Source organism: Mesorhizobium sp. Z1-4 (assembly GCF_004000235.1).
Taxonomy (GTDB): domain Bacteria; phylum Pseudomonadota; class Alphaproteobacteria; order Rhizobiales; family Rhizobiaceae; genus RCIO01.
The window spans coordinates 20,754-44,214 of sequence record NZ_RCIO01000003.1 but is presented as its reverse complement, the minus strand read 5'-3'; the positions used below and the strand labels follow the sequence as shown (position 1 = coordinate 44,214).

The 23,461-nt window shown below is 64.8% G+C and carries 20 protein-coding genes and 2 riboswitches; of the genes, 10 read left to right on the top strand and 10 right to left on the bottom strand.

The window, feature by feature from the left end; all coding sequences use genetic code 11:
* Positions 1-116: 116 nt before the first annotated feature.
* From EP165_RS11660 to EP165_RS11640, 5 genes are all read left to right on the top strand, one after another.
* Positions 117-1,085: an ABC transporter ATP-binding protein gene (locus EP165_RS11660; RefSeq protein ID WP_245440115.1), complete on the top strand. Its 969-nt coding sequence runs from the start codon at positions 117-119 to the stop codon at positions 1,083-1,085.
* On the top strand, positions 1,082-2,092 hold the full coding sequence (locus EP165_RS11655) for an ABC transporter ATP-binding protein (RefSeq protein WP_127522724.1): 1,011 nt from the start codon (positions 1,082-1,084) through the stop codon (positions 2,090-2,092). Before EP165_RS11660 ends, EP165_RS11655 begins: the two co-directional genes overlap by 4 nt.
* Before the next feature lie 142 nt (positions 2,093-2,234).
* Positions 2,235-3,941, top strand: a complete 1,707-nt coding sequence (locus EP165_RS11650) for a peptide ABC transporter substrate-binding protein (RefSeq protein WP_127522722.1) — start codon at positions 2,235-2,237, stop codon at positions 3,939-3,941.
* Positions 3,942-4,011: 70 nt separating this feature from the next.
* On the top strand, positions 4,012-5,019 hold the full coding sequence (locus EP165_RS11645) for an ABC transporter permease (protein ID WP_127522720.1): 1,008 nt from the start codon (positions 4,012-4,014) through the stop codon (positions 5,017-5,019).
* Positions 5,012-5,941: an ABC transporter permease gene (locus tag EP165_RS11640; RefSeq protein WP_127522718.1), complete on the top strand. Its 930-nt coding sequence runs from the start codon at positions 5,012-5,014 to the stop codon at positions 5,939-5,941. The genes EP165_RS11645 and EP165_RS11640 overlap by 8 nt, the downstream gene beginning before the upstream one ends.
* 39 nt (positions 5,942-5,980) lie before the next feature.
* Here the strand turns inward: EP165_RS11640 and ilvD are convergent, their stop codons facing one another.
* The 5 genes from ilvD to cobD form a co-directional block, all read right to left on the bottom strand.
* Complete coding sequence (gene ilvD, locus EP165_RS11635; RefSeq protein WP_127522716.1) at positions 5,981-7,822, bottom strand: dihydroxy-acid dehydratase; 1,842 nt, start codon at positions 7,820-7,822, stop codon at positions 5,981-5,983.
* A gap of 124 nt (positions 7,823-7,946) precedes the next feature.
* Positions 7,947-8,834: a dihydrodipicolinate synthase family protein gene (locus tag EP165_RS11630; protein ID WP_127522714.1), complete on the bottom strand. Its 888-nt coding sequence runs from the start codon at positions 8,832-8,834 to the stop codon at positions 7,947-7,949.
* Between the two features lie 28 nt (positions 8,835-8,862).
* The gene (locus EP165_RS11625; protein WP_127522711.1) at positions 8,863-10,581 is read right to left on the bottom strand and encodes a cation:proton antiporter; all 1,719 of its coding nucleotides are present in this window, start codon (positions 10,579-10,581) and stop codon (positions 8,863-8,865) included.
* 78 nt (positions 10,582-10,659) lie between these two features.
* Entirely contained in the window at positions 10,660-11,166 is a 507-nt protein-coding gene (locus EP165_RS11620) for a tyrosine phosphatase family protein (protein ID WP_127522709.1), read from the bottom strand.
* 4 nt (positions 11,167-11,170) lie between these two features.
* Entirely contained in the window at positions 11,171-12,208 is a 1,038-nt protein-coding gene (cobD, locus tag EP165_RS11615; protein WP_127522707.1) for a threonine-phosphate decarboxylase CobD, read from the bottom strand.
* A gap of 1 nt (position 12,209) precedes the next feature.
* Here cobD and cbiB point away from each other — a divergent pair, with 1 nt between their 5' ends.
* Positions 12,210-13,178 (top strand): adenosylcobinamide-phosphate synthase CbiB, encoded by a 969-nt coding sequence (gene cbiB / locus EP165_RS11610; RefSeq protein WP_127522705.1) that lies wholly within the window; start codon positions 12,210-12,212, stop codon positions 13,176-13,178.
* Here the strand turns inward: cbiB and EP165_RS11605 are convergent.
* Genes EP165_RS11605 through EP165_RS11585 form a run of 5 tightly spaced genes read right to left on the bottom strand, consistent with a single transcriptional unit; the run spans position 13,162 to position 16,668 of the window.
* Entirely contained in the window at positions 13,162-14,619 is a 1,458-nt protein-coding gene (locus EP165_RS11605; protein WP_127522703.1) for a cobyric acid synthase, read from the bottom strand. The two genes, cbiB and EP165_RS11605, sit on opposite strands and share 17 nt — an antisense overlap.
* A 1-nt stretch (position 14,620) precedes the next feature.
* On the bottom strand, positions 14,621-15,226 hold the full coding sequence (gene cobO, locus EP165_RS11600; RefSeq protein ID WP_127522702.1) for a cob(I)yrinic acid a,c-diamide adenosyltransferase: 606 nt from the start codon (positions 15,224-15,226) through the stop codon (positions 14,621-14,623).
* 1 nt (position 15,227) lies between these two features.
* Positions 15,228-15,743, bottom strand: a complete 516-nt coding sequence (gene cobU / locus EP165_RS11595) for a bifunctional adenosylcobinamide kinase/adenosylcobinamide-phosphate guanylyltransferase (RefSeq protein WP_127522700.1) — start codon at positions 15,741-15,743, stop codon at positions 15,228-15,230.
* Complete coding sequence (locus tag EP165_RS11590) at positions 15,736-16,476, bottom strand: CbtA family protein (RefSeq protein WP_127522698.1); 741 nt, start codon at positions 16,474-16,476, stop codon at positions 15,736-15,738. The genes cobU and EP165_RS11590 overlap by 8 nt, the downstream gene beginning before the upstream one ends.
* A gap of 12 nt (positions 16,477-16,488) precedes the next feature.
* Positions 16,489-16,668 (bottom strand): CbtB domain-containing protein, encoded by a 180-nt coding sequence (locus tag EP165_RS11585; protein WP_127522696.1) that lies wholly within the window; start codon positions 16,666-16,668, stop codon positions 16,489-16,491.
* Between the two features lie 34 nt (positions 16,669-16,702).
* Positions 16,703-16,892, bottom strand: a riboswitch (cobalamin riboswitch).
* 61 nt (positions 16,893-16,953) lie between these two features.
* Positions 16,954-17,155, top strand: a riboswitch (cobalamin riboswitch).
* Positions 17,156-17,190: 35 nt separating this feature from the next.
* Between EP165_RS11585 and EP165_RS11580 the strand changes: the two genes are divergently transcribed.
* Genes EP165_RS11580 through cobG form a run of 4 tightly spaced genes read left to right on the top strand, consistent with a single transcriptional unit; the run spans position 17,191 to position 23,461 of the window.
* A complete protein-coding gene (locus tag EP165_RS11580) occupies positions 17,191-17,628 on the top strand; it encodes a DUF1636 family protein (RefSeq protein ID WP_127522694.1) in 438 nt (145 codons plus the stop codon).
* Positions 17,625-18,662 carry a cobalamin biosynthesis protein CobW gene (gene cobW, locus EP165_RS11575; RefSeq protein WP_127522692.1) on the top strand — a complete coding sequence of 346 codons (1,038 nt, stop codon included), beginning with the start codon at positions 17,625-17,627 and terminating at the stop codon, positions 18,660-18,662. The genes EP165_RS11580 and cobW overlap by 4 nt, the downstream gene beginning before the upstream one ends.
* A gap of 9 nt (positions 18,663-18,671) precedes the next feature.
* Complete coding sequence (cobN, locus tag EP165_RS11570) at positions 18,672-22,112, top strand: cobaltochelatase subunit CobN (protein WP_127522690.1); 3,441 nt, start codon at positions 18,672-18,674, stop codon at positions 22,110-22,112.
* A complete protein-coding gene (gene cobG / locus EP165_RS11565; RefSeq protein WP_127522688.1) occupies positions 22,112-23,461 on the top strand; it encodes a precorrin-3B synthase in 1,350 nt (449 codons plus the stop codon). The genes cobN and cobG overlap by 1 nt, the downstream gene beginning before the upstream one ends.

Genomic DNA, 23,461 nt, shown 5'->3' with positions numbered 1-23,461 from the left:
TGATGATCAGATGCGCGCGCCGTGACCGATCCACAAAAAACGGGCGGCGGGGAATAATACCCGGTGGCCAACACCGGAACAGTCAATGGGGTAGGCCCATAAGTCAGGTACTCGAAGTGCGTGACCTGAAGACCATCTTTCACACGCAAGATGGTGCGGTCCACGCGGTAAACGGCGTTAGCTTCCATGTCGAGGAAGGCGAGCTGCTGGCCGTTGTCGGCGAAAGCGGCTCGGGCAAAAGCGTCACGATGATGTCGCTGCTGCAGCTCCTTCCCATGCCGCCGGCGGAAGTGACTGCAGGAACGGCCATGTTCCAGGACCGCGACCTCGTCCGGCTCTCGCCGAACGAAATCCGCGATGTCCGCGGCGCGCGTATCGGCTTCATCTTCCAGGATCCGATGACGTCTCTGAACCCGGTCTTCACGGTCGGATTTCAGATCATGGAGCCGCTGCGCAAACATATGGGCCTGTCGAAGGCGCAGGCCCGCAAACGCGCGGCCGAGTTGCTTGAACTCGTTGGCATTCCCTCCGCCAGCGACCGGCTGGACGACTACCCGCACCAGTTTTCGGGCGGCATGCGCCAGCGCGTCATGATCGCGATGGCGCTGGCCTGCGATCCCAAGGTTCTGATTGCCGACGAACCGACGACCGCGCTCGACGTGACGGTCCAGGCGCAGATACTCGAGCTCGTGCGCGAACTGCGCCAGAAGCTCGGCATGGCCATTATATGGGTCACGCATGATCTCGGCGTCGCCGCCGGAATCGCCGACCGCATCATGGTCATGTATGGCGGCCAGATCGTCGAACAGGCGCCGATCGCGGAACTGTTCGACCGGCCACGCCACCCCTACACGGAAGCGCTGCTGGAATCGCTGCCCGGCCGCCACCAGGCCGACGAACGGCTTCGCTCCATCAGCGGCCAGCCGCCGCTGTTGATGGCGCACCCGACCTCCTGCCCCTTCGCGCCGCGCTGCCGGCACAAATTCGACAAATGCACGGCCGCGAACCCGCCGCTCGTCCGCGTCGGCGGCGTGCATGATGTCGCGTGCTGGCTGGAATCGGCAACGGCGGAGGCAGCGGAATGAACGCCGACCCCTCACTCGGGAAAGGTTCGCTCAAGCCGGAAAAGCTTGTCGACATCGAAGACCTGACGGTCCATTTCCCGGTCTTCAGAGGCCTGCTTCGCCGCCAGGTCGGCGCGGTAAAGGCAGTCGACGGCCTGACCTTCGACATCCGCCGCGGTGAAACGCTTGGCCTTGTCGGCGAAAGCGGCTGCGGCAAGTCCACGACGGGCCGGGCCTTGCTTCGCCTTTACGAACTCACCGCCGGCCGAATTCTTTTCGACGATAGAGACATCGCCAAGCTGGATGCCGGCGAGTTGCGCGCCGTCCGCCCCAGCATGCAGATGATTTTCCAGGATCCTCAGGCGTCGCTCAATCCGCGACTGACGGTTGGAGCGATCATCGCCGAGCCGCTGATCGAACACGGCGTATTGAAAGGCAAGGCGCGCCGCGACCGCGTGCGCGAGCTGCTGGACGCGGTCGGTCTCAACCCCGATTACATCAACCGCTACCCGCACGAATTCTCGGGCGGCCAGCGCCAGCGCATCGGCATTGCGCGGGCCCTTGCGCTGGATCCGAGCTTCATCGTCTGCGACGAGCCAATTGCCGCGCTCGACGTGTCGATCCAGGCGCAGGTGGTGAATCTGCTGGAAGACCTGCAGAAGAAACTCGGTCTCACCTACCTCTTCATCAGCCACGACCTGTCGATGGTCCGCCATATCGCCGACCGCGTGGCGGTGATGTACCTCGGCAAGATGGTGGAGCTCGGGACCGTCGACCAGCTCTTCAACAAACCCAAGCATCCCTACACCAAAGCGCTGTTATCCGCCGTGCCGGTGCCCGATCCCAAGGTCGAGGCGACTCGCAGGCGCATACTTCTGACCGGCGAAATACCCAACGCCGTCAATCCGCCCAAGGGGTGCAGATTCTGCACGCGCTGCCCGGACGTTATCGACAAGTGCCGAACTGTCGAACCGGAGTGGCGCGAGCTCGATGGCGGCCGCAAGGTCGCGTGTCATGTTGCCGAATAACGCCAAGAGAAAAACCGGGAGTGATTGCCAACGACAAAGACTTGTGCGGAAATGACAGCAGGCCGCAGCGAACGGAAGACACAATGCACCGAAATGCAGCGGACTGTATTCCCCTACGGGTAACAATAAATGGGAGTATGAAATGAAAACCTTCAAATCACTGTTGATCGGTACGGTGGCGGCAGCCGCCGTAACGAGCGCAGCGTATGCGGAGCGAGGCTCCGACGGCGAAGTCAAGATCATCTACTGGCAGGCGCCGTCGATCCTCAATCCGTATCTGTCGAGCGGCACCAAGGACATTGAGTCCGCATCGCTCGTTATCGAGCCGCTTGGCCGCTTCGACCAGGATGGCAACCTTGTGCCTTATCTGGCCGCCGAAATTCCGACCGTCGCCAATGGCGGTGTTTCCGATGACCTGACCACCATCACCTGGAAGCTCAAGGAAGGCCTCGTCTGGTCGGACGGCACGCCGCTCACCTCGGCCGACGTCGTCTTCACTGCCGAATACTGCATGCATCCCGAAGGCGGCTGCGCACAGGCTGCCAAGTTCGAAGGCGTGACCAATGTCGAGGCCCTGGACGACCTGACGATCAAGGTCACCTTCGGCGAGCCGAAGCCCTACCCCTATCAGGCATTCATGGGCGGTCAGTCGCCGATCATCCAGAAGGCGCAGTTCCAGGACTGCTTGGGCGCCAAGGCACCTGAGTGCACGGAAGCCAACTTCAACCCGATCGGCACCGGGCCGTTCAAGGTCGTCGAGTTCCGTCCCAACGACGTGATCACGATGGAAGCCAATACGAACTATCGCGATCCCGACAAGCCGGCATTCGCCACGCTGACCTTCAAGGGCGGCGGCGATGCAGCGGCTGCCGGCCGCGCAGTGCTCGAAACCGGCGAGTTCGACTACGCCTGGAACCTGCAGCTTGCTCCCGATGTGCTCGCCAACATGGCAGCCGCCGGCAAAGGCAAGCCGATTGCCGCCTTCGGTTCGCTCGTCGAGCGCATCGAAATGAACATGACCAACCCCTCGCCCGACCTTCCAGAAGGCGAGCGTGCAACCGCCAAGCATCCGCACCCGATCCTTTCGGACATGAAAGTGCGCAAGGCACTTTCCATGGCGATCGACCGCGATCTGCTCGTTGAGATCGGTTACGGCCAGGCTGGCCGTCCGACCTGTAACCTGGTGCCTGCTCCGGAACTCTACGCTTCCGACAACACCGACTGCATGACGCAGGACATCGAAGGCGCCAAGGCGTTGCTTGAGGAAGCCGGCTGGACCGACTCCAATGGCGATGGCGTCCGCGACAAGGACGGCATGAAGCTGTCGCTCACCTACCAGACCTCCACCAACGCCGTGCGTCAGGACTTCCAGGCGCTGATCAAGCAGTGGTGGGCGGATATCGGTGTCGAAACCGAACTGAAGAACATCGACGCTTCGGTCTATTTCGGTGGCGACCCGGGTTCTCCGGACACCTTCCAGAAGTTCTACGCGGACGTTGAAATGTACGCCAACAACTTCGACGGCACCGATCCGGAAGCCTATCTGGCGCAGCACACCTGCGAAAAGGCGCCGCGTCCGGAGACCCAGTGGCAGGGTGAAAACATCAACCGCTACTGCGACGCGGAATATGATGCGCTCGTGGCCGAGCTCGGCAAGACCGCCGAACTCGAGAAGCGCGGCGAGATCGGCCGCAAGCTCAACGAGATGCTGACCAAAGACAGCTACGTCGTCGTGCCGCTGGTCGACCGTGGTCGTGTCTCGGCTCACTCCAACTCGCTGGGCGGTGTTGTCCTCAACACCTGGGACAGCGAGCTCTGGAACGTGGCTGACTGGCACCGCGTCAAGTAAAACTTGATCGGCAACACGCCCCGGCAACCGCCGGGGCGTGTTGTTTCCGGCAAGACAAGGCGACCACACCTTGCTGAATTATATTATCCGCAGGCTCCTGATCGCGGTGCCGACACTGCTGTTCATCAGCCTTGCGATCTTTTTGCTTCTCGACCTGGCGCCCGGCGACCCGACGGCACAGATGCCGCTCACGGTACCGCCGGAGGTCAGGGAGAAAATTCGGCTGGCGCTGGGTTTGGGCGAACCCATGCACGTCCGCTACCTGCTCTGGCTGAAGCAGTTCCTGATCAACGAACCGCTGCACATCTTCTCGGATGCGACAGGCTGGGATATCGCCGGCGACAGCCAGCGCGTGATCTCCTGGCAAACGCGCTCGCCGGTTTTCGACATCATCGTGCAGCGCCTGCCGCAAACGCTGTGGGTTGTCGGTATGTCCTATGTTGTCGGCATCCTGATCGCCATTCCGATCGGCATCATCTCTGCCTATCGGCAATATTCATGGTTCGACCAGACCGGCACCTTCGTCACCATGGTCGGCTATTCCGTACCGCCCTTCTTCACCGGCGTGCTGGTCATCGTCATATTCTCCGTCCAGCTCGGCTGGTTCCCCTCGATCTACGACACCACACACCGGGTAACCGACTGGGACAGCTTCATGTTCCAGCTCCGGCAGATGATCATGCCCGTCATGGTGCTGGCGCTGCAGACGACGGCGCAGATATCGCGCTTCATGCGCGCGTCCATGCTCGACAATCTCAATCAGGACTATGTGCGCACCGCGCGCGGCAAGGGCATGACCGAAAGGGTCGTCCTGCTCACACACGTGCTGCGCAATTCGCTGATACCGGTCATCACGGTCATCGCGCTCGGCGTACCCGGGATTTTCGGCGGGGCGATCATCACCGAGCAGATATTCAAGGTGAACGGCATCGGACAGCTGCTGATCACCGCCATCTATGCCTACGATATTCCGATGGTGCAGACGCTGACCTTCATCTTCGCGGTGCTGATCGTGGCCTTCAACCTCATCGCCGACGTCCTCTACGGCATACTCGATCCGAGGATTCGTTATGACTGATGTGACCGCGGGCCCGCCCGCCTCCCCTTCGGCCATGCCGCGTCCGGTTCGCTCGCAATGGCGCGACGTGTGGGATCAGTTCAAGACCCACCGCGGCGCGCTGGTCGGCGCCGGCATCTTCATGTTCATCGTGCTGGCGGTGGTGATCGGGCCGCTGATCTGGCCCTATGACGCGCAGTTCATCGATATTCGGGCCCGCAACCAGGGTCCGAGTTTTGCCCACCCGCTGGGTACTGACCAGCTCGGCCGCGACATGCTTGCCCGCATGATGGCGGGCGGCAAGGTCTCGGTGGCCGTCGGCATCACGGCGATGCTGCTGTCGCTGGTGCTGGGTACGGCAATCGGTGTTCTGGCAGGCTTCTTCCGCCGCCTAGACGGTGCGCTTATGCGCGTGACCGACCTCTTCCTGGCCCTGCCGCTTCTGCCGCTGCTGCTGGTCATGGTGATGCTTTTCCGCGAAGCGCTGTCTTCCCGCTTCGGACCGGAGACAGGCATCTTCATCCTGATCGTGGTGGCGATCGGCGTCACCTCATGGATGCAGACCGCGCGCATCGTGCGCGGCGACGTGCTGGCGCTGAAAGAGCGCGAGTTCGTGCTTGCCGGCCGCTCGATCGGCACGCCGCCGCGCCGCATCATCTTCCGCCACATTCTGCCCAACGTGCTGTCGCCGATCATGGTGTCGGCAACGCTTGGCATCGCCAACGCGATCATCACCGAATCCGCGCTGTCGTTCCTCGGCCTCGGCTTCCCGCCTGACTTCCCGACCTGGGGCCGGCTGCTGTTCGACGCGGTCGATTACCTGCAGCAATATCCCGAGCGCGTTTTGTGGCCGGGCCTGGCGATTTCGCTGACGGTGTTGTCGGTGAACTATGTCGGCGACGGCCTGCGCGACGCGCTCGATCCGCGCATCAGGGGCCGGTGACGGTGGTTCCCTCCCCGTAACGGGGAGAGAAAAAACAACTCAGCCCAGATCGCCGAGATCGCGCACCGCGCCTTTCGCAGCGCTGGTCGCAAACGCGGCGTAGGCCTTGAGCGCCGTGGTCACGTTGCGCTTGCGCGGTGCTTCAGGCTTCCAGCCCTTCTTGTCCTGCTCGGCGCGGCGGCTGGCGAGCTCGTCGTCCGACACAGCAAGGTTGACCGTGCGGTTGGGGATGTCGAACTCGATCACATCGCCGTCCCGCACCAGGCCGATCGCGCCGCCGCTGGCGGCTTCGGGCGAAACATGGCCGACCGAGAGGCCGGACGTCGCACCGGAGAAACGGCCGTCGGTGATCAGCGCACAGGCTTTGCCCAGCCCTTTCGATTTCAGGTAGCTGGTCGGGTAGAGCATCTCCTGCATGCCTGGCCCGCCTTTCGGGCCCTCATAGCGGATAACCACCACATCGCCGGCCACGACTTCGTTGCTCAAAATGGCCTTCACGGCGGCATCCTGGCTTTCATAGACCTTGGCCTTGCCGGAGAATTTGAGGATCGAATCGTCCACGCCTGCGGTTTTCACCACGCAGCCGTCTGCGGCGATATTGCCCTTCAGCACCGCGAGCCCGCCATCCTTTGAGAATGGATGCTCGGCGCTGCGGATGACACCCTTTTCGCGGTCGAGATCGAGTTCACTCCAGCGCTTGTCCTGGCTGAAGGCGACTTGCGTCGGTACGCCGCCGGGCGCGGCCATGAAGAAGTTGCGTACGCTTTCCTGGTTCGATCGGGAGATATCCCAGCGATCGATCGCGTCGCCCAGTGTTGCAGAGTGCACGGTCGGTGCATCGCGCCTGATAAGCCCGGCTTCGTCGAGCTGGCCGAGGATCGCCATGATGCCGCCGGCGCGGTGCACGTCTTCCATATGCACGTCCGACTTTGCGGGCGCCACCTTACACAGCACCGGCACCCGGCGCGACAGAACATCGATATCGTCCTGGTCGAAATCGATCTCGCCTTCCTTGGCGGCGGCCAGGATGTGCAGCACGGTGTTGGTCGAGCCGCCCATCGCGATGTCGAGCGACATTGCGTTTTCAAACGCCGCCTTGCTCGCCACATTGCGCGGCAGCACGCTTTCGTCCTCCTGCTCGTAATAACGCTGGCACAGATCGACGACCAGATGACCCGCCTCGACGAACAGGCGCCTGCGGTCGGCATGCGTTGCGAGCGTCGAGCCGTTGCCCGGCAGCGAAAGTCCCAGCGCCTCGGTCAGGCAGTTCATGGAATTGGCGGTAAACATGCCCGAGCACGATCCGCAGGTCGGGCATGCCGAACGTTCGATGACGGCGACCTGTTTGTCGCTGACGCTGTCATCCGCGGCCGCAACCATGGCATCCACGAGGTCCAGGGCGCGCTCCTCGCCGTCCCAGACCACCTTGCCAGCCTCCATCGGCCCGCCGGATACGAAAACCGCGGGAATGTTCAGCCGCATTGCGGCCATCAGCATGCCGGGTGTGATCTTGTCGCAATTCGAGATGCAGACCATGGCATCGGCGCAGTGGGCATTGACCATGTATTCGACCGCGTCGGCGATCAGTTCGCGCGAAGGCAGCGAATAGAGCATGCCGTCATGGCCCATCGCGATGCCGTCATCCACCGCAATCGTGTTGAATTCCTTCGCCACACCGCCGGCGTTTTCAATCTCGCGCGCCACAAGCTGGCCGAGGTCTTTCAGGTGCACATGGCCGGGCACGAACTGGGTGAAGGAGTTGACCACGGCAATGATCGGCTTGCCGAAATCGCTGTCCTTCATGCCGGTGGCGCGCCAAAGGCCGCGGGCGCCGGCCATGTTGCGGCCGTGAGTGGTGGTGCGTGAGCGATAAGCGGGCATCTCTCGTGATCCTGTACAAAAATGTTGGGGCGCAGTGGCGCCCGATCGGCAAATATGCCGAAAAATATGGGTCAGGTCGCGTTGTTTGCCACTTCCGGGCGGGCAAGAGCAAGGACCGAAACGTTCAATTCGGTTCGCCTTCGGCCGCGATTCCGCGCGCATAGGCGGCTTTTTCGGCCTCTGTTGCCGCTACAAGCGGCGGTTTTACCCGGCTCAGGCTGGTATCATGGTGAAGCGCGGAAAGCGCTGCCTTGACCCCGGGGACGAGCGCCTTGCCGTCGAACAGCGCGCGAATGCGCACCGCTTTCGCCAGCGCCGTCTCGTCGCCTTCGTGGAAGGCACGAGCACAAAACCCGGCGTTGAGATTGGCGGTCGCGGAGATGCAGCCGGCAAAGGCACCTTGCCGCGCTTCGATCAGCACCGCCTCGTTGGAAGGGAAGACCGCGAGCTCGTCGCCGATCGCCGCGATTTCGCGCGCATAGGCAAGATCGCCGGAAGAATCCTTCAGTCCGGCAATCCGGCCCGGCAGTGCCTCCATCAGCGCGCGCACAAGCTCAGGCGTATAGGTCACTCCACTCAGGGCGGGAAAATTGTAGAGGTAAAGCGGCAGGCTTCCGCTTGCCGCCGCGATTGCACGGAAATAGTCGACGATGCCTGCGTCCGGTACGCCCTTATAGTAGAAAGGCGGCAGAACGAGAGCGCCGGCGAAGCCAAGCCCGGCCGCCGCTGCCGTCAGCGCCACTGCATCCCCGGTTGCCGATGCGCCCGTGCCGACCATCATGCGGCTCAGATCGAGGTCCGAGCCAGCGACGGCCCGCATCAGGGAAAGCCGTTCGTCGACCGTAAACGAGGTCGCCTCGCCCGTAGTGCCAAGCACGTTGAGCCCGTCGCAGCCATTGTCGAGCAGGTGACGTGCAAGCGTGAGAAACCGGGCCGCGTCGGGCTTACCGCTATCATCGAGCGGCGTCGCGATCGCAGCGATAACGCCACGCAGTTTTGCCGCGTTGCCCATGCCTTGTCTCCTCTCGGCCGGCGCCCGGCTAGCCGTCCTGAATTTCGCCGGCGACCGGCTCGATGTCGAACCGCGTCTGCTCGGCATGTCCTGTCAAAAGATCCGCCGCCTGGTCGGCGGCATCCTGGAACGGCTCAAGCACCAGATCCGCCCCCGCCGCAAGCAAGTCGGCCACCTCGGCATCGCGGTGCGAGGAAATCGCGATGCGCCCCGAAAATCCGGCATCCTTCAGCGCCTGCACGATCGCCACTCGCGTATCGCCATGCACGACACCGGATTCGTGCACCGGTACGGTCGAAACAACCCATTTCGCGCCGTCGAGCGGAAGGTGGCGTACGAATTCCGGGTCGCTTGCGTCGCCATACTCGACATCCAGGCCGTGCGAACGGCCGCGGCGCACAGCGGCGGGGTTGAAATCGACGCCAAGCACCTTCAGCCCCCGCTGTTTCAATCGGAGCCCGATCGCCGTTCCGTATCGTCCAAGACCCAGCAGAACGATCTCATGCGCCTCACCGGCTTTTTTGCCTTCCGCCGCGATCTCCCTGCTCGGGTTGGCGCGCTCGAAAACGCCAAGCAAGGGTTCGAGCCATTTGTACAGCGAGCTGCAGAACGAGATCATGTAGCTGGACACCGCGATAGTGATCAGCCCGACAAGCGTGATCAGCCCGAGTGTGTCCTTGGAGAGGTGACCGAGCGACAGCCCCAGCCCCGCCAGGATCAGCGAAAACTCGCTGATCTGCGCCAGCGCAACGCCGGCCTGAAAGCCCGTGCGCTTGCGGAAATTCATGAAACGCGCCACCGACATGACGATTAGCGGTTTGCCGATCAACACGAACAACGACAGCACCAGCGCCGGGACAAGACTTGCCCCCAGCCCGCGAAGATCGATCTCCGCGCCAAGCGAAACGAAGAAAAACAGCAGCAGGAAATCGCGCAGTGGCGCAAGCCTTGAGCCAATGGCCTCTCGGTAGCGTGTCGAGGCGAGTGCCACACCCGCCATCAGACCGCCGATCTCCTTGCCAAGGCCGGCAATGTCCGAAACCGCGGCGAAAATTGCAGCAAGCGCGATCGCAAAGCAGATCAGCAGCTCCGGTACTCGCGCCATGTAGTCGGTTAGCGGCTCGGCAATGAAGCGCACAAAGACAATAACAAACGCCAGCAGAGCAAAACCGGCAAGCAGCACCCACACGGCATCGCCGGCACTGCCTTCGTCGCCGGTACCCACGCCGAGCGCCGACAGCGTGATCATCGCCAGTACGACCACGAGGTCCTGCACGATTAGGAAGCCGAGCGCCAACTGCCCGTGCAGCGCATCGATCTCGCGCTTGTCGGACAGCATCTTGACCACGATGATGGTGCTCGAAAACGCCAGCCCGATGCCGACATAAAGGCTTTCGAGGCTGCCCAGACCCGCCGCCAGTGCAATCAGATAGCCGATTGCGGTCGTCGCCGTCACTTGCACCGCGCCGGAAATCAGCGAAACGGTGCCCAGCGACCTGATCAGGCCGACATCGAGCTTGAGCCCGACCAGAAAGAGCAGAACCGCGATGCCGAGCTCCGACAGCAGCTCGATTTCATGTTCGGCATGCACGAGGTCGAGCACCGAGGGCCCGGCGACCAGCCCGACCACAATGAAGCTCACGATCAGCGGCTGGCGCAGCAGCACGCCAACAAGGCCAATGACCGAGGCGATGGCCAGCAGCGCAGCTATTTGCGCAAATGCGCTTCCGGTAACGAATTCTGTCATGTCCGCCGCCAGTTAGACCGCCCGCGGGCAACATCGCCCGTGCGCCCGGCAATGTAATTGCGCCGGCACAGGCTTGTGTCAATCGAACCGGAATTCGAAAGGCTCGCCCTCGAACGCGTCTGCCCCGCGCCCGATGGCCGCAATGGCATTCACCATCCGGCCATCGCGGCCAAGCAGCTTGTCGGCGATGGCGACCAGGCGCGCATTTGGCGTCGCGGACGGCGACGCAAGCCGCAGCTCTTGGGCAAGCTCGGCCTCGTCACGGTGCGGCGCTAGCTGGCAACCGATGATGTAAGCCGCCGCGGTCGAGCGGCTGACGCCAGCAAAACAATGAACCACCATAGGCTTGATGCGGTCCCATCCCATGGCAAACAGAAGCAGCTCTTCGACATGCTTCTGGCCGGGCGGCACCATGTCCGGCTCCACCTGCACGATGTCGTGCATGGAAAGCAGCAGATGATTGTCTTCGTGAATGGCCTCGGGACGCTCGACCGGCGTGCCTGCGCTCAGCAGCGATATGAGGCGCTGCGCCCGTACATTGCTGACCACAGACGGCATGCGCGGCAGCGAACAGACATAGAGCATGGCGTTACCTTTCCGGGGAGCCGCGAAACACCGACAACGCCTCTTCGAGGCGAGACCAGCTAACCTCGTTATCTGGCAGACCGAAACGCAACAATTGTTGATCCCGGTCAAATGGCCGCACCAGAATGCCGTGCCTTCCCAGTGTTTCGAACAGCACGGGTGCCTGCGGATGCGAGATGAGCTGAAACAGGCTGGTGCCGCCGACGAGCTGAGCACCGGTCCCGCAAAGCATCTCGCGCAGCCGCACCATGTCTTCGGCAAGCCGCACGCGCTGCGCGTTTCGCCAGTCATCGTCCGTAAGCGCCTGCATGCCAACCGCAATAGCCGGTCCCGAAACCGCCCACGGCCCGAGCTCCCGCCGCAGCTTTCCTGCCGCTTGCACGCCGGCGATGGCGAAACCAAGCCGCACGCCCGCCAGCCCGTGGAACTTGCCGAACGACCGGAGCACGACAACCGGTAATTCATCGACGGTGCAGCCGAGGCTCGTTGCCTCGGGTCCAACCTCCATGAACGCCTCGTCGACGATCAAAAGCCCTCCCCGCGCCTTCAGCTCGCCGGCAATCGCGAGAAGTTCCGCACGCCCAAGAACGCGCCCGTCGGGATTGTTGGGGTTCACAACTACGGCGATGTCGGCGGCGGCCAGCGCCGCCGAGTCGTCGACTTCCACGCATTCATGGCCGCACATCGCCGCGCAGCGGGCGTGCTCGGCATAGGTTAGCCCGAGCACCGCTGCCTTGCCCGGCGGCCGCAACCGAAACAGATGCGGCAGCAGGATCTGCGTTCCGGGCGCCGCAACGAGGTTGTCGGCCGAGCCAGCGCCATAGGCGCGGGCCGCCGCCAGCCGCAGCGTGGCCTCGTCCTCCGGCTCCGGCAGCCGCTCGAAGGCGGTGGCGGCAATCGGCGAATGCGGATAGGGAAACGGGCTGATCCCTGTCGAAAGGTCGATCCATGGTTCGGGAGCATCGGGAAAGCGTTTGCGTGCGGCAGCGATATTGCCGCCATGTACCGCTGCTTCCGCGATTTCCCTTTCAACGGACGGCATGATGGCTTTCCCGCTTGCCTTCCTGGCGCTGATCATCGAGCGCGCGCTCGGCTACCCGGACCGGCTGGTCCGCCTGATAGGTCATCCGGTGATCTGGATTGGCGCGCTGATATCCCTGCTCGATCGCAACTTCAACCGCGATAGCTATTCGCCGGCGCGCCGCCGCCTGCTCGGCTTTGTGGCGCTGGTTGTCATCTGCCTTGTGCCGGCATTCGCGGCCGCGATGCTGATGTGGCTCGTGGGGCCCACGCTTCTCGCACTCGTCGTAACCGCGTTCTTCGCCTCTTCGCTGCTCGCGCAAAAGAGCCTTGAAGATCACGTCATGGCGGTCGCGGTAGCGCTCGACGAAAACGGCCTGGAAGCCGGCCGCGATGCCGTTGCCCGCATTGTCGGTCGCGACCCGGCCGCACTCGACGAAGCAGGCGTTGCCCGCGCCGCAATCGAAAGCCTCGCCGAAAACTTCTCTGACGGCGTGGTCGCGCCGGCCTTCTGGCTCGGGCTCCTCGGCCTGCCGGGCGGCGCGGCCTACAAGGCCGTCAACACGGCCGACAGCATGATCGGCCACAGGACCGACCGTCACCGCGAATTCGGCTATGCCGCCGCCCGCTTCGACGATCTGATCAACCTGCCTGCCTCGCGCCTCACCGCACTGCTGATCGTAGCCGCCGCCGCGCTCAACAGGGGAACGAGCGCCAGAGCCGCCTGGCGCGCGGTGCTCCGGGATGCGCACCTCCACCGTTCGCCCAATGCGGGCTGGCCGGAGGCGGCTGTCGCCGGCGCGCTCGGTCTGGCGCTGGCGGGGCCACGTGCCTATGGCGGCAAGATCGTTGACGACGCGGTTATGGGCGTTGGCGGCAGGCTCGACCCGGACGCCTCCGACATCGGCCGCGCGCTGCAGCTCTACCGCACGGCGGACCTTTTGCTGATCGCGCTCTTCGGCGCGCTGGCGCTGCTCACCTGGCAATTCTGATCAACGCATCGATGTCGAGATGCGCCTCCAGATGGGCGGCCAGCGCATCTAGCGCTGTTTCAACGCCTGCCTCATAGTTCAATCCCGACACCGCACCGCCGAGCCGGGTAATCCAGGCCGCGCGCTGGCTGTCATCGGCGAAAAGCCCGTGCGTATAGGTGCCGGCCACCAGCCCGTCAGCCGAAATCGCGCCTTCGGGCTGGCCGTCGATGGTAGCGAACGCCCGCGCGGTGTCCGGCCCGCTCGTCTCGCCAATGTGCATTTCGTAACCGGAGAAGCCGACCCCGTCTGAAGTCTGGCCCTGCACGGCGACAAGCTTCTTGTCGCCGGTGAGCCGCGTTTCGATGTCGAGCAGCCCGAGCCCTTCAACCTCGGCCGGCGGACCTTCGATCCCGTCAGGGTCGCTGATGGTTCGGCCGAGCATCTGGTAGCCGCCGCAAAGTCCGAGCACACGTCCGCCGCGCCGCACATGCGCGGCAATGTCGATGTCGAACCCGGCGGCCCGTAGCGCCGACAGGTCGGCAATTGTGGCTTTTGAGCCCGGAAGCAGGATGAGGTCCGCATCGCCCGGCAACGCAGTACCCGGCTTCACGCGAACCAGCTCCACCTCGGGCTCCGCCTCCAGCGGGTCGAGATCGTCGAAATTTGCAATATGCGGCAGCACCGGCACGGCGATCCTTATTCGCGCCCCCGCCTTGCGTTCCCGCGCGGCATTCAGCGCCAGCGCATCCTCGGCAGGCAGCCGTGCGGCGTCCGGCAGATGCGGCACGAGCCCGATCGGCACCCAGCCCGTCAGCTCCGCCACGTGCTTCATGCCATCTGCAAAAAGCGCGGGATCGCCGCGAAACCGGTTGACGATGAAGCCGGCGATCAGCGCGGCATCTTCGGGGTCCACCACGGCTTTCGTCCCGACGAGGCTGGCGATCACCCCGCCCCGGTCGATATCTCCGATCAGGATGACGGGCACGTCAGCTGCGCGCGCAAAGCCCATATTGGCGATGTCGCCCTTGCGAAGATTGACCTCCGCCGCGCTGCCCGCACCTTCCACCAGCACGAAATCGGCTTCGCCCTTCATGCGGCCGAAGCTTTCAAGCACGCGCGGCATCAGGCCGGGTTTCATCTTCTGGTAGTCCGCGGCGCGCGCATTGCCCTCCATGCGGCCCTGCACCACCACCTGCGCGCCCGTTTCGCTCTGCGGTTTCAGCAGCACCGGGTTCATATGAACCGACGGATCCACCCGCGCGGCGCGCGCCTGCAGCGCTTGCGCCCGCCCAATCTCGCCGCCATCGGCGGTCACAGCAGCATTGTTCGACATGTTCTGCGGTTTGAAGGGCCGCACCGTGTGCCCACGCGCAACCAGCGCCCGCGCCAGCCCGGCGACGATCAGCGATTTGCCGACGTCGGACCCCGTGCCCTGAAACATCAGCGCCCGCGCGGACACCTCAGAACTCTATGCCCTGCTGCGCCTTCACGCCGGCGGCGAAGTGGTGCTTGGTCTGCCCCATCTCGGTCACCAGATCGGCGGCCTCGATAAGCGCCGGCTTGGCGTTGCGCCCAGTCACCACGACATGCAGGTCCGGCCGCCGCGCTTGCAGAGCCGCCACCACCTTGTCCAGATCGAGATATTCGTAGCGCAGCGCGATGTTCAGCTCATCAAGCACGACGAGGCTGATACTCGGGTCGGCCATAAGCTCCTTCGCCTTCTCCCAGGCGCGCCCAGCCGCGGCGACATCGCGCTCCCGGTCCTGCGTTTCCCAGGTGAAGCCTTCCCCCATCGTGTGCCATACGATCTTGTCGCCGAATGCCGCGAAGGCATCCTTCTCGCCCGTGTGCCAGCCACCCTTGATGAACTGCACGACACCGACACGCTTGCCATGGCCGAGCATGCGCAGCGCCAGCCCGAAAGCCGCCGTCGTCTTGCCCTTTCCGGGGCCGGTGTTGACGACGAGCAGCCCCTTTTCGATCGTTTTCGATGCCACTTCGGCATCCTGCACGGCCTTGCGTTTGGCCATCTTCGCCTTGTGGCGGTCGGCTTCGGTTTCGCTCATTTCATTTCACCTTTACGGGCAGGCCCGCCACGACGAGCACAACCTCATCGGCAAGGGCTGCAATCTTCTGGTTGAGCCGCCCTGCCTCGTCGCGAAAGCGGCGCGCCAGCGCGTTTTCGGGTACGATGCCGGACCCGACCTCGTTCGAAACGAGGACCCAGTGTCCGGTAGGCCGCGAAACCGTGTCCGCGAGCGCCTCGGTTTCGGCCGCGATATCCGCATCGGCCAGCATCCTGTTGCTCAGCCACAGCGTCAGGCAGTCGACAAGCACCGGCTGCCCTTCCGGGCACGCGGCCAATGCCTGCGCAAGGTCGTGCGGCGCATCGACCGTTTGCCAACGCTCGTCGCGCCGCGACCGGTGCGTTGCGATGCGTTCTTCCATTTCATTGTCGAAGGCCTGCGCCGTGGCGATGTACCGCCACGGCGATGGCTTTGCCGAAATCAGGCTCTCGGCGTAGGTGCTCTTGCCCGAGCGTGCGCCACCCAGAACGAGCGTCAGGGAACCCTTGTCAGGCAAAGCTCTTCTGCGCGGCGTCCGCCTCGTCAGCGAAGCGTGCGCGAAGCGCCCCCGCCACTGTGCCGAGCACGGCCCAGAACAACAGGTTGGTCACCGTCACCGCAACAACGAAGTCATGGTGCAGAGCAGCCGGCACCGGCGTTTCGAAGCTTGCCGGTTGCGGCGCGCCGACGATATGCGGCGCCGCGATCAGCACGAGGCCGAGGGCGGCAAGCGCCGGTGTGCGGCGAAAGACGATGAGCGCCAGACCGACACCCGTAGCCGCGACGGTCGCAAGCCACCAGGTCTGCCGGGCGCCGAGGTCGGCGGCAGGCATCGCCGGCAGTTCCGGCGGCAGGCCGAGCCCGGGCGCCAGCGTGAACACGGCGAAGCCGGCAAGTCCCCAGAACAGTCCCTGGCGCCAGCCGGCGATACCGCCCGCGAATTCCGACACCACCACCAGCACGAGGCCGAAGCCGATTGCGGTCACGATATTGGCCATCGACGTATAGAAGAAGCGCTCGAACCCGTCAGCCGGCGCCCAGCCTTCTTCGCCCTCGGCGGCTTCCTCTCCATGCGAATGGCCCTCTGCCGCTTCCTCGCCGTGATGGTGGTGGCCGTCGCCCGCGCCTTCGAAGCTCTCGGCCTGAATGATCAGCGGCACGGTGGCATATGCCTGCATGGCAGCCATGAAGAGGCCGGCCACAAGCCCGGCCAGCGCCGCCACGAAGACGACGTTGCGAAACAATGTCATGTCAGCAACTCCCTAGTGGCAGGGAAAAGCCATGGAATGCCGGTAGTCGTGGCCGGCATTGTGCGCCGCCTCGACATGGCTGAAACCGACAAAACCGATCACGAATAGGCCGAGCAGGCCGGCGAGTGCGAGCTGCATAAGCCGCGACTGCGCCGAAACGTCTGTGCCGAAAGTGCGGATCGAACCGTTCATATTCTTCCCTCCTGCCCTCCACCCGAGGGCGCCGGTGTTTCAATCATCGCCGGCAGGTCTCCTGGCTCGCGGCTTGGGCGCCTGTTCCACCTTCCCGGGTCACCCCAGTGGTTATAGGAACCGGCTCGCCGCACACAGTTGCGGGGGCAGCCACGGCATCGGGCGCTCGCCCTAACCGTATTCCCTCTCGGCCCCTGACGGGCACCAACGATGCAACCACACTTACCGGATTTCTTTTTGCCCGAAAACCCAAAATGCGACGCGTTGACTCTATCCCGCGACGGCGAATAGATAGCGGGCGACGGTCCGCTTTCTTTCGGGAACGCGGCTAAGAGGGAACGCGGTGCGCATCTGACGTGCAATTCCGCGGCTGTCCCCGCAACTGTGAGCGATGAGCCGGACGCCGAGTGCCACTGGGATAACCCGGGAAGGCGGCAACCGGCGGTGACCCGCGAGCCAGGAGACCTGCCGTCGAACGATGAATTCCAACCGCCCGGCGGGTGACCCGGGCATGGAGACGAAATGACGAGTGAAATCCCCCAAGACGGCGCGCCCAGCCTGGCTTCTTCGTCCGTAAGCGGCGCTGCGCCTGCAAAAACCACCATCGTTGTCTGCCATTCCTGCCGTGGCCCCGACGGGCCGGACGATCTCCCGCGTCCCGGTTCGCGTCTCGCCGAGGACACACGTCGCGCCGCGCGGGGCAAAGATGTATGCGTCACCAGCTTCGGTTGCCTGGGCAACTGCAAGCGCGGCCTGAGCGCGGCAATCCTGAGCGGCGGCTCATGGAGTTACATGTTCGGCTGGCTGAACGAAGACAGCGGCGATGACCTCGTCGCCGGGGCCGAACTTCTCGCCGCATCCGAAGACGGTTTCATGCCGTTTCGCGCCCGGCCCGAATCGCTCAAGCGCGGGCTGATCGCCCGCATCCCCACAACCCTTCACCTGGACAACAATCAATGACCGCTTCGCTAAACCGCGTGCCCTGCACCGTCGTCACCGGCTTTCTCGGTGCCGGCAAGACCACCCTCATCCGCCACCTGCTGCAGAATGCCAATGGCAAGCGCATTGCGGTCGTCGTCAACGAATTCGGCGATGTCGGCATCGACGGCGAAATTCTCAAAGGCTGCGGCATCGAGGATTGCCCGGAAGAAAACATCGTCGAACTCGCCAATGGCTGCATCTGCTGCACCGTGGCCGACGATTTCGTGCCGGCGATCGACCAGATTCTCGCCCGCGAGCCCAAGGTCGATCATATCCTGATCGAGACTTCCGGCCTGGCTCTCCCCAAGCCGCTCGTGCAGGCCTTCCAGTGGCCGACGGTGAAAAGCCGCGTCACCGTCGATGGTGTCGTTGCCGTGGTCGATGGCGCGGCCCTTGCCGACGGCATGGTCGCTTCCGACATGGACGCGCTTGCCGCCCAGCGCGAGGCCGATGAGCAGCTCGACCATGACGATCCGATCGAAGAAGTATTCGAGGACCAGATCGCCTGCGCCGACCTCGTTATCATGTCGAAGTCCGACCTGATCGACCTGGCTGGCCGCGAGCGCGCCGAAAAAACCGTTGCGTCTCATCTGCCCCGCGCCGTCAAGGTGGTCGCAGCGAAGGAAGGGCAAGTCGATCCGGCAATCCTGCTCGGTCTGGGCATGGCAGTTGAAGACCAGATCGACGCCCGCAAGCCCCATCATGACGGGCTCGAAGATCACGACCATGACGATTTCGACACCTTCGTCGTCGAGATCGCCCCGATCAGCGACCCGGCCGAGATCGCGGCGCGCGTCGCGACGATCGCGGAGACAGAAAACGTGTTGCGCGTCAAAGGTTTCGTGCCGGTCGACGGCAAGCCGATGCGGCTTCTCGTTCAGGCCGTTGGCGCCCGCGTGAACCACTATTTCGACCGCGCCTGGGGTCCCGCGGAAGCCCGCGTCGGCCGTCTCGTCGTCATCGGCGAAAAGGGCCTGCGGCAAGACGCCATCGCTGCCGCTCTGGCTGGCTGACGGGCGGCAATGCACCTCCTCGCCACATCATCCGCAACGCTCGACGATCTCGCCGAGCCTATCGACCTGGCTCAGAAGCCGGCGGATGTCGTGGCGCTTTCCTTTTCCGATAGCGATCTGGCCGGAATTGCCGCCGCCTGGCGTGCCGATACCAGTTTGCCGTCGCTGCGCCTCGCGGCGCTGCGCGACCTGCGTCACCCGATGTCGGTCGATCTTTGGATCGACAGTGTGGCTAGCAACGCAAAGGTCGTGCTGGTCCGCATTCTCGGTGGATATGACTGGTGGCGCTACGGCTGCGACCGGCTCGCGGCAGTCGCCCGCGAAAAGGGCATTGCTTTGGCACTTCTGCCGGGCGAATGCTGCGAGGAAGATGCGCGCCTCGACGCGGCTTCCACCGTCGCGAAGGATGAGCTCGACCGGCTGCTTGCATTCTTCCGCGAAGGTGGCCCCGACAACATGGCTGGCCTCGCCGCGCGGCTGTTTGTACTGGCTGGCGGCGCCGCGGATGCGCCCGAGGCAAAACCGGTTCCCAAAGCCGGATACTATCTGCCCGGCAAAGGTGTGGTGGAATTGAAGGCGTTCTTCTCCCCGTTCACGGGGAGAAGGTCCCGGCATGGGGATGAGGGGCAGGATCGACTTTCGAGAGTAGCACCGCCCCTCATCCGACCCTTCGGGCCACCTTCTCCCCGCGAACGGGGAGAAGGGAAAGCAATCATCCCCATCCTCTTCTATCGCTCCATGCTGCTCGCCGCCGACGCCGCGCCCATCGACGCGCTGTTCGCCGCACTTGAAAAACGCGGCATGGAGCCGGTGCCGATCTTCGTCGCCAGCCTCAAGGATCGAACCTCGCTCGCCTTCGTGGAAGACGCGATCGCGACGCTCGCTCCCGCCGCCATCGTCGCCACAACGGCCTTTGCCAGCGGTGCCGAGCCCGGCTCTGAGACGCTGTTCGACCGGGCCGGCGTCCCCGTCTTCCAGGCGATCGTCGCCACCACGCGCAGGGAGGCCTGGGCGGAAAATCAGCGTGGGCTAGCCCCGGCCGATCTGGCCATGCATGTCGTCCTGCCGGAGCTCGACGGCCGCATTCTGGGTGGTGCCATCGCCTTCAAATCGGAGCGCCCGCTCGACGAGGAACTGGGCTTCCGCGGTCAGGAAAACCGGCCCGAGCCCGACCGTGTCGAAAGCCTCGCCGATCGCCTCTCGGCGATGATCCGATTGACGCAAACGCCGCGAGGCGAACGCCGTCTCGCCATCCTCATTCCCGACTACCCGAACGCTACCGGCCGCACGGGTTATGCGGTCGGCCTGGACGTGCCCGAGAGCGTGCTCGCCATGCTCCGCGACTTGCAGGCCGCGGGCTATTCGGTCGGCGGCATACCTGAATCATCGCGTGAACTACTTGAATCACTGCGTGAACCTTCAGCCGGCTCAGGATTCGAGGACTATCGCAACTGGTTCAGCCAACTGCCCGAAAAGACTCGCGAAAAGGTCATCAGTGCATGGGGCAACCCGGAGCCGGCAAACGATTTGGCCTTTCGCTTTGAGCAGTTCGGCAATGTCACTGTGGCTCTGGCCCCGGACCGCGGCCGCTCCGCCGACCGGCGCGCCGACTATCATGATCCCGAGCTGCCGCCGCGCCATGAGCTGCTGGCATTCGGCCATTGGCTGCAGGCCGATCGCGGCTGCCATGCGATCGTCCATGTCGGCGCGCACGGCACGCTTGAATGGCTGCCGGGAAAAGCCGTCGCGCTGTCCTCCGATTGCTTCCCCGAGATCGTCACCGGCGGCCTTCCGGTCGTCTATCCCTTCATCGTTTCGAACCCTGGGGAGGCCGCCCACGCCAAGCGCCGCATCGCCGCCGTCACTCTCGGCCATCTGCCGCCGCCGCTGGTCGGCGCGGAGCTGGGCGAGGCCGAACGCAAGCTCGAACATCTGGTAGACGAATACGCTCAGGCGGACGGGCTGGACCGCCGCCGCCGCGACCGGCTGGCGAAACTGATCGCCGACACCGCGCGCGAAACGGGCCTCGCCCGCGAAGCAGGCATCGCCGACGATCTCGACGCCGATGAAGCACTGCAGAAGATCGATGCCTGGCTTTGCGACATCAAGGATTTCGCGCTGAAGGACGGCCAACATGTCTATGGCCGCGCCGCGCCCGGCGAAACCGACCCGCTGCGGCTTCAGTCCGCCGCGCGCGAGCGTGAGGCGCTGATCGCCGCGCTCGACGGCCGCCACATACGCCCGGGCCCGGCAGGCGCCCCGGCGCGCGGCCGCACCGACGTGCTGCCCACCGGCCGCAACCTCTTCACCGCCGACCCGCGCACAATGCCGACGCCGACAGCCTACGAGCTCGGGCGTCTGGCCGCCGACGAGGTCGTGCGCCGTTTTCTACAGGACCATGGCGACTGGCCGCGCTCACTGGTGATGGACCTTTGGGGTTCGGCCAGCCTGCGCACCGGCGGCGAGGAAATCGCGCAGGGGCTCAACCTGATGGGCGTGAAGCCCGTCTGGGATGCTGCTACCGGCCGCGTAACCGGCGTCGAGGTCCAGCCACTGGCGCAACTTGGCCGTCCGCGCGTCGATGTCACATGGAAGATCTCCGGCCTCTTCCGCGACATGTTCCCGGCCCAGATCGCGCTGCTCGACGCTGCCGCCCGCGCAGTCGCCGCGCGTGACGAGGATGGCGCGGAAAACCCGCTTGCCGCTGAAGCACGCCAGACCGGCGCAGTCCCGCCTCGCATTTTCGGCGGTTCGCCCGGCACCTATGGCGCTGGCGTGGAAGACCTGCTCGCTACAGGCGACTGGCAGGAGCGCGCCGAGATCGGCCAGGCCTACCTTGACGCCACGAGCCACGCCTATGGCGGCGCCGAGGGCGATGGTGCGGAAGCACCCCAGGCGTTTTCGCGCCGCGTGGCCGAAGCACAGCTCCTCGTTCACACCGGCGACGATCCGGGCCGCGACATCCTCGACGGCTCCGCCGATGCCGCGCATGTCGGCGGCTTCGCCGCAGCTATCGCAGCGCTTGGCCGCTCCGCCGATCTGATCACGCTCGACACCACCGACCCGGCGCGTCCCCGCGCCCGCACAGTGGCCGAAGCGGTTGCCCGTGTTGTGCGCGGCCGCGCCGTCAGCCCGCGCTTCATCGAGGGCCAGTTGCGCCACGGCCCGCGCGGCGCCGCCGAATTCGCGGAGACCGTCGACCGGCTGGTCGCCTTCGCCGAGACCACGCTGGCCATTCCCGAAACGCTGCTGGAAGCCGTCCACGACGCCTATCTGGGCGACGAGCGCGTGCGCGATTTCCTGCTGCGCGAAAACCCGGCCGCTGCCCGCGCCATCGCCGAGCGTTTCGCCGCAGCGCGGCGCCGGGGCCTTTGGCACCCGCGCCGCAACTCGATTGACGATGGCCTTGCCGAACTCATCGCGGAAGCCCGCGCCAGGGAGGCCGCGTGATGTTCCGCCGTGGCGCCTGCCCCGCCCTTTCGGCCCCCATGCAGACCGGCGACGGACTGCTGGTGCGGCTCGCCGCCGCCGGCGAAGCTCTTTCGGCGGACAGCGTGCGCGCGCTGTGCGACGCCGCACGCCGGCACGGCAACGGTCTTGTGGAGATCACTGCGCGCGGCAACTTCCAGATACGCGGCCTGACCGAGACGAGCGCCGCAGCACTCGCCAAGGATATCGCGGCGATGGAATTGGGCCTGCGCGACGGCGTGCCGGTCGAGACCAATCCGCTCGCCGGCCTCGACCCGTCCGAGACAGCAAACGCCGCACCGCTCGCCGTCGCGATCCGCCAGGCAATCGACTCTTCCGATCTGAAGCAGCGCCTGGCGCCCAAGGTCTCAGTGGTTGTCGATGGCGACGGCGCCATCACGCTTGCCGATATCGCTGCCGACATCAGGCTAAACGCCGTGGCGGCAACCGACTGGCTGGTTTCGATCGGCGGCGACCGTCAAACCGCACGACCGCTTGCGGTCGTTGACGAAGAAGTGGCGGCAGATGCAGCGATGGCAATTCTGGAGGCCATCGCGACACAGGGTGCCCATATCCGTGCCCGGGATCTGGCACCGGAGAACATAGCCGCCATACTTTCCGAGCACTTTGCTTCATCACCCCCTCATCCGGCTGCTTTGCAGCCACCTTCTCCCCGTGGGGGAGAAGAGGAGAGCCGGTATCTCGGCCTGGTCCCATCTCCCCTGGGGGAGAGGACGCGAGCGGGTGAGGGGGCAACGCCCCACTCTCTCACCGACGGCCGCTTCGCCATCCGGGTTGCCCTGCCCTTTGGCAGCATCGAAGCCGGTGAGCTGAACGCCTTCCTCGACCGCGCCGGAGAAATCGCTGAGCTGCGTTTCGCGCCGGGCCGCGCGGCGGTCCTGCTTTGCGAATCCGAGGCAGTCGCGCTGCGCCTTCGCGACCTTGCGGATCAAGCCGGCCTGATTACCTCGGCCGATGACCCGCGCGCCCGCATCTTCGCTTGTCCGGGCACGCAGGGCTGCGCGTCGGGCTTCATCCCTGCCCGCGAAATCGCACGCGAAGTCGCCACTGCCCTACCCGCCGATTTAGCCAGCCTGCACATTTCAGGATGCGCCAAGGGCTGCGCCCACCCGGCCAGGGCGGCCTTCACGCTCGTCGGCACGGAGAACGGCGTCGAGCTGGTGGAAGGCGGCACTGCGCGCCAGACGGGCGAACACTTCGGCAAAGGCGACATCGCGCGTCGCCTGGCAGGCCTCATGGCGGCGCGTCGTCAGGGCAAAGCACCGGCGAAAACCGCGCGAACATTCGAACAGGCATCGGCCGGAGACTGA